Below are 6,081 nucleotides of genomic sequence, written 5' to 3'. Positions count from 1 at the left end.
TCAACCCTTGCAGGACGCGTTGAGCACTGGGACTGGCTCTCCCGGCACTTATTTTTCTAATCTGTTTCTTGTTCAATAAAAAAATAAGTGCTGGTGCGCGCTGTCCCCACAAACATGCAAGCACAATGTTTTCTTAACGACCAACATGTTGTTCCGAAATTTGTGCTAACGACACACCTAAACAATTCGACCTGTCCATTTTAATCAAAATCTAACGTTTACAAAAGCCTGCAAATGGTATTATAAAGATTTGCAGGCCGTGGGATATCTTTGCCCCGATTACAGGGGCTGCTTCAAATCCCTTCTAATCATTTCTAATGCGGCCTGTGCCCGCAACCCAAGATAAAGAAGTGCTCTTATCCCAATGGGGACAGTCCCGCACTTATTTTATCTGATGAATTATTTTTATCTGATGGATTTTGAAAAAATAAGTGCTGGACAGTCCCACTGCCAGGCGCTGAAACCGCGTCTTTGCTCGAAATTATTCTTGTATTTTATGACCCCAAAAATCATCAGTCGTGGATCAACATGTCTTCTTTTGTTTTTGAAATAAGTATAGAAGAACAGGAGTATCTCAAAAAACTGGCTTTTTTGAGTATCAAGTCCGGTATAGACGGCAGGGAGAGGGATTATCCAACCCCGCCGAGCAACAGGCTCAAGGAACACCTGGGTGCCTTTGTAACTCTGAAGATAAACGGCAATCTCAGGGGCTGCATCGGCAATATTTCAGGTGAAGGACCCCTCTGGAAAACAATTATCAGGATGGCAAGAGAAGCGGCCTTTAATGACCCCAGGTTTCCAGCTCTTACCTCTCAGGAACTTCAGCTTCTGGAACTTGAAATTTCCATACTGAGTCCCCTGGAGCCGGTTCCAGATATTGACCTGATTGAACCGGGAAAGCATGGGCTGGTCATCAGCAAGGGGCCTCATTCCGGACTTTTATTGCCTCAGGTAGCCCTGGAGTGGGGTTGGGACCGTGAAACCTTTTTGGCTCATACCTGCCGCAAGGCTGGTCTGCATGCCCATTGCTATAAAGATAAAAGTGTCCGGATATTATGGTTTCAGGCGGTGGTGTTTTAGCTTGCCGGTAAGGGAGGCGGTATGGAAAAGAAAGGTAAAAAAGCTTTAGATAGAAAGGAACCTTTTCAGATATCTTGTTTTTATATCGGTGAAGCCATGTGCGGGATCGATATCAATATGGTCCAAGAAATCAATAAACAACTGGATTTTACAGTGGTACCCCATGCCCCTGATTATGTTCTGGGCATAATGAATCTGCGTGGAAAAATTGTAACAATTATCGACCTGAGTAAAAAGCTTGGTTTTTCCTATTCCAGGATGACCGATAATACAAGGATTATTATTGTCGAGTCCAAGGAAGAATATATCGGACTTCTGGTGGACAAAGTCACAGATGTGGTCCTGGCGGACTGGGATAAGGTTTCCTCGCCTCCGTCAAATATTAAGGGTCTTAAAGGCAAATACTTTCAGGGAGTATATAAATCCAAAACCAAGCTGGTAGCCATTCTGGATATCGAGGAAGTTTTGAGCAGCGATTAGGCGCTTAGCTCAAATTTCGGAACAACATGTTGGTCGTTAAAATCGGTTCCTGGTTCCTGGTTCTTGGTTCCTCGTTACCTCACGTTCCCAGGCTCAAGCTTGGGAATGCTTAGTTCTTGCGGCACCAGCCGCTTTTTTTATAAATGTGGCTGGAGCCACAAAAAAGCGAGGTCCCAGACCGGAGCCTGGGAACAAGAATAAGAATCCTTCTTCGCTCCCACGCTCTGCGTGGGAGCGAACCTGGACCGCTCTGCGGTCATTGGTGGACGCGGAGCGTCCGGAAGATGTTCCCACGCAGAGCGTGGGAACAATAAAAGATAAGAGCACTGCATTATCTTGGTTGCGGGCCAGGCCCTCTTTAGCACATATTGCTGAACAGCATGTTGGTAACTTATTTCCGACACCCTGCCTGTCACGCCTATGTCACGATTAAACAACGCTGAAAGCGTTCCCTGGGAGCAGGGAAAGCAGGAGACAGGCACTCCAGGATCCACATGAGCATCATTTTGTGCTTAAAATGTCTCTTTTTCTGGGACAAGTGGGTCCCGGAAGAGCCAGTCCCCATGCCACATGCAAAGCGCTAAACAGATACTCAATAAACTTGTTTTGCTGTAGTGATAATCTTTCCAGAAATTGCTTTATGACCAATACCAGCAAATTACGTACCCCACTGATTCTAATTGTTGACGATTCACCGCTGAACCGAAGAATGCTTCGGGTCCTGCTCAACAAGTTCGGCTACCGGACCCAGGAAGCAGAAGACGGGGTGGAGGCCAGGGCAAAAGCCGGGCAATATCAGCCGGATTTGATCCTTCTTGACGTCATGATGCCCCAGGAAGACGGCTTTGACACCTGCATCAAGCTGAAAAAGGAGGCCATAACCCAGGACATCCCCATAATTTTTATTTCAGCTCTAAACGATACGGAAAATATTGTAAAAGGCCTTGAAGTGGGCGGTGTTGACTATATCAGCAAGCCATTTGCCCAGACAGAGGTTTTAGCCCGCATAAGAGTGCACCTGGAGCTCAAGTTTGCCAAGGAAAGACTGATAGAGGCCCAGGTGCAGAGGTTTGCTGACCTGAAGCAGGCCCAGGAGTCCTTTCTGGTGGAGTCTGAAAAATTACCCGAGGCCAATTTTTCCTACATCTACCAACCCATTCTGGAAGCGGGAGGTGATTTTCTGGACGTGGTGCAGACTGGTGAAAAGAGCCATGTTTACGTGGTCGCTGACGTCAGCGGTCATGATCTGGGCACCGCCTATATGACATCCGCACTCAAAGTACTCATCGATCAGAACATCAACCCCTACACCCCGATGCAAGAAAGCCTCAAGATGATCAACGCTGTACTGAACCGCATACTGCAGCCTACCCAGCATCTGACTGCAAATTTTTTGAAAGTGGACAGGGAGCGCCGAAAGCTGAGGCTGTACAATGCAGGGCATCCCCCACCGGTAATGATCCCCAGGGACAACAGCGCTGCTTTGATACTTGATGCTGAAGGGGATATCCTTGGTCCTTTCGAGCAAGTGGAGTTTTCACCCCTGGAAAGAGATATTCAATCCGGAGACCGGGTCTATCTTTTCACTGATGGACTGGTAGAGGCATTCGGCGAAAACTACATGAGCAGGCAGGAAGGTATGGATAAACTTTTGAAAGCCTGCCAGGATGCTTCCAGCTACCCCCTGCAACAGGCCCTGCAATATATATTTTCAAAATTGCGTCCTGAAAATGCCTTTTCGGAGGACGATGCGGTTCTCCTGGTAACGGAGATTTGATGCCCTCAGAATGTAGAGTTCAAGATAATGTTTTGCAGTGCAGCTTTCCAGCGGATCCGGCAAATGTGGAGCACGTAATGGACAAGCTGAAATCCATCCCTTCCCTGGTTGAAAAGGATAAAATTTTTTTCGACCTGTGCCTGGTACTTCGCGAGGCCCTGAACAACGCAATTGTTCATGGGGCATGCAATGACATTACCAAAACAATTGAATGTCTGGTGACTATAGATCCGGGAAGTATAAATATTGTGGTAATCAGCCCCGGCCAGGGTTTTGAATGGGAAAAGCGCCTGACAAAAGACCTGTCTGATAGTCCTGCACAGAGCGGATGGGGTATTTTTCTTATTCAGGAATATACTGATCATTTGAGTTTCAAAGACAGTGGCAAAAGGCTGGAGTGCAGGATCAACATGGACCGCTACCAGGGCAAGGATGCTAAATTTTCAAGCTTGGGAGGAAGGTCACAAATTTGGGGGGCAAAAAATGAAACTTAAGGTTCTGGTAGTTGACGATACCATTGTTTACCGGAAAATCTTGAGCGATGTACTCGGTGAATTTCCGGATGTCGAGGTGATCGGGACCGCCAGCAACGGCAAGATAGCCATGAGCCGAATTGAGTCCCTGAAGCCGCATCTCATTACTCTGGATGTGGAAATGCCGGTCATGGACGGTGTTCAGACTCTACAGGAGATCCAAAAAAAGAAACTGGACATCGGTGTCATCATGGTCAGCACCCTGACCAAAAAGGGCAGCGAAATAACCATGAAAGCGCTGGAGCTGGGTGCTTTTGATTTTTTGACCAAGCCGGAATCGGAAAGCAGAGAAGAAAATATCAGACTGATACGCTCGGCCCTGACCCCGCGCATCAACCATTTTCTGAAGCGCTTCGAGTTTAAAAGTGCACTCAAGGGTAAACGCACCCCTGAAAAAGAGACTCCGGCCAGGGAAACCAGGACAACCACCACAACCGGACCAGCCAGATCCGCTTATGAAAAATCCGATATCGTAGCCATTGGCATATCCACGGGCGGGCCCAATGCCCTGACCAAGATGCTGCCCATGCTGCCCGGCGACCTGGGGGTTCCGGTAGCCATTGTGCAGCATATGCCCCCTTTGTTTACCAAGTCCCTGGCTGAAAGCCTGAACCAGAAATGTGCCCTGACCGTCAAAGAGCTTCAGGACGGTGAAACCCTTAAAAAAAATGTTGCCTACATTGCACCGGGCGGCAAGCAGGCAAAAATCGTGGTGGGTGCCAATCAGGTAAAGATTTTCAGAGTTACAGACGATCCCCCTGAAAACAACTGCAAGCCCTCTGTGGATTACCTGTTCAGGTCGGTAGCCAAGGAATATAAATCTAAAGTCACCGGTGTTATCATGACCGGGATGGGTAATGACGGAACCCTGGGGCTGAAGGTAATGAAGTCATTCGGGGCTGTTACCATCGGCCAGGATGCTGACAGTTGTGTTGTGTACGGCATGCCCAAGATGGCCTGGGATGCAGGAGTGGTTGACAAGGAAGCACCCCTGGAAAAGATTGCCGCAGAAATTACCTCCACAGTCAAAAGATGAAAATAACCCCGGAAGAATTAAAGATTCTGGCCCAGTACATCTATAATGTATCTGGGATACACCTGGACCAGAGCAAGGCCTACCTCCTGGAGTCCAGGCTGAAGCATCTGATGGTTCAGAATAATCTTTCCAGATTCAGTGAACTATACCATCGGGCCAAATCCGATACCAGCAAAAAACTGGAAAAGGCCATCATAGACGCGGTAACTACCAAGGAGACTCTTTTTTTCCGGGACAGCGGGCCATTCGAGGTCTTCAAACACAAAATAATCCCGGATATCATCGATGCCAGAGCCAAGAAAACACCAAAGTCCATGCCCGTCAAGCTGCGTATCTGGAGTGCGGCCTGTTCAACAGGACAGGAAGTTTACAGCATAGCCATAGCCATAAAGGAAATCATTCCGGATATGAACAAATACCAGGTGAGCATCCTGGGCACTGATATCTCGGACCAGGCCATTGCACAGGCCAGTTACGGTAAATACAACAAATTTGAGATCGAGAGGGGGCTTAGCAAGGATAAGCTTCAGAAGTACTTTGCCCCCACTTCTGACGATAATTGGCGCATTAAGGACGAAGTACGCATGCTGGCCAATTTTAGAAAGCTGAACCTGATGCAGGCTTTTGCAGGACTGGGCAAGTTCGACGTGGTCTTTTGCCGCAACGTGGCTATTTACTTCAAACCGGACGACAAGAAAAAGCTGTTCGAAAGACTGGCCGGGGTGCTCCAGCCTGAAGGCGCCCTGATTATCGGCTCTACTGAATCCCTTTCCGGTGTAACCAGATCTTTTGTACCCAAGAGGTACCTGCGCTCCATCTACTATCAGCTGGCCTGAAAAAAAGTAACAAAAGACAAGTATTATTTTTTTTGTTTTTTTATTGTTCCCACGCTCTGCGTGGGAACATCTTCCGGACGCTCCGCGTCCACAAATGACCGCAGAGCGGTCCAGACACGCTCCCACTCAGAGCGTGGGAGCGATAAGAAAAAGTGGCTCCTTCGGAGGAAAGCAGGGGACAGGCACCCCCGCACTTATTTTAAAAAGTTCTACCACTACAGCGAAACTTATAAAACTTTTCAACCTGTCTAAATTGGGGACAGGCACCCCCGCACTTATTTTTATTACAAATGATCTTGGTTTTCTTGGAAAAATAAGTGCGGGGAGAGCCAGTCCCCG

7 protein-coding genes are annotated in these 6,081 nt (G+C 47.9%); 6 read left to right on the top strand and 1 reads right to left on the bottom strand.

What is annotated here, in order from left to right; translation table 11 throughout:
* The first annotated feature begins 528 nt into the window (after positions 1-528).
* From amrA to QZP87_RS08645, 6 genes are all read left to right on the top strand, one after another.
* Positions 529-1,080 (top strand): AmmeMemoRadiSam system protein A, encoded by a 552-nt coding sequence (amrA, locus tag QZP87_RS08670; protein WP_291322524.1) that lies wholly within the window; start codon positions 529-531, stop codon positions 1,078-1,080.
* 21 nt (positions 1,081-1,101) lie between these two features.
* Positions 1,102-1,560, top strand: coding sequence for a chemotaxis protein CheW (locus QZP87_RS08665; RefSeq protein ID WP_291322523.1), 459 nt, complete (start codon positions 1,102-1,104; stop codon positions 1,558-1,560).
* A gap of 640 nt (positions 1,561-2,200) precedes the next feature.
* Entirely contained in the window at positions 2,201-3,337 is a 1,137-nt protein-coding gene (locus QZP87_RS08660) for a SpoIIE family protein phosphatase (protein ID WP_291322522.1), read from the top strand.
* A complete protein-coding gene (locus QZP87_RS08655; RefSeq protein WP_291322521.1) occupies positions 3,337-3,831 on the top strand; it encodes an ATP-binding protein in 495 nt (164 codons plus the stop codon). Before QZP87_RS08660 ends, QZP87_RS08655 begins: the two co-directional genes overlap by 1 nt.
* On the top strand, positions 3,821-4,906 hold the full coding sequence (locus QZP87_RS08650; RefSeq protein WP_291322520.1) for a chemotaxis response regulator protein-glutamate methylesterase: 1,086 nt from the start codon (positions 3,821-3,823) through the stop codon (positions 4,904-4,906). The genes QZP87_RS08655 and QZP87_RS08650 overlap by 11 nt, the downstream gene beginning before the upstream one ends.
* Complete coding sequence (locus tag QZP87_RS08645; protein WP_291322519.1) at positions 4,903-5,742, top strand: protein-glutamate O-methyltransferase CheR; 840 nt, start codon at positions 4,903-4,905, stop codon at positions 5,740-5,742. Before QZP87_RS08650 ends, QZP87_RS08645 begins: the two co-directional genes overlap by 4 nt.
* 126 nt (positions 5,743-5,868) lie before the next feature.
* On the opposite strand, the gene QZP87_RS08640 is transcribed toward QZP87_RS08645, so the two are convergent.
* Positions 5,869-6,081: hypothetical protein (locus QZP87_RS08640; RefSeq protein WP_291322518.1), on the bottom strand; the 213-nt coding region annotated here is incomplete at its 5' end.

Source organism: Desulfonatronospira sp. (assembly GCA_003563255.1).
Lineage (GTDB): Bacteria > Desulfobacterota > Desulfovibrionia > Desulfovibrionales > Desulfonatronovibrionaceae > Desulfonatronospira.
This window is presented reverse-complemented; position numbering and strand designations above follow the sequence as displayed.

Coding starts and splice junctions, on each gene's coding strand:
- amrA (WP_291322524.1), top strand. CDS start 529: ATGTCTTCTTTTGTTTTTGAAATAAGTATAGAAGAACAGGAGTATCTC.
- QZP87_RS08665 (WP_291322523.1), top strand. CDS start 1,102: ATGGAAAAGAAAGGTAAAAAAGCTTTAGATAGAAAGGAACCTTTTCAG.
- QZP87_RS08660 (WP_291322522.1), top strand. CDS start 2,201: ATGACCAATACCAGCAAATTACGTACCCCACTGATTCTAATTGTTGAC.
- QZP87_RS08655 (WP_291322521.1), top strand. CDS start 3,337: ATGCCCTCAGAATGTAGAGTTCAAGATAATGTTTTGCAGTGCAGCTTT.
- QZP87_RS08650 (WP_291322520.1), top strand. CDS start 3,821: ATGAAACTTAAGGTTCTGGTAGTTGACGATACCATTGTTTACCGGAAA.
- QZP87_RS08645 (WP_291322519.1), top strand. CDS start 4,903: ATGAAAATAACCCCGGAAGAATTAAAGATTCTGGCCCAGTACATCTAT.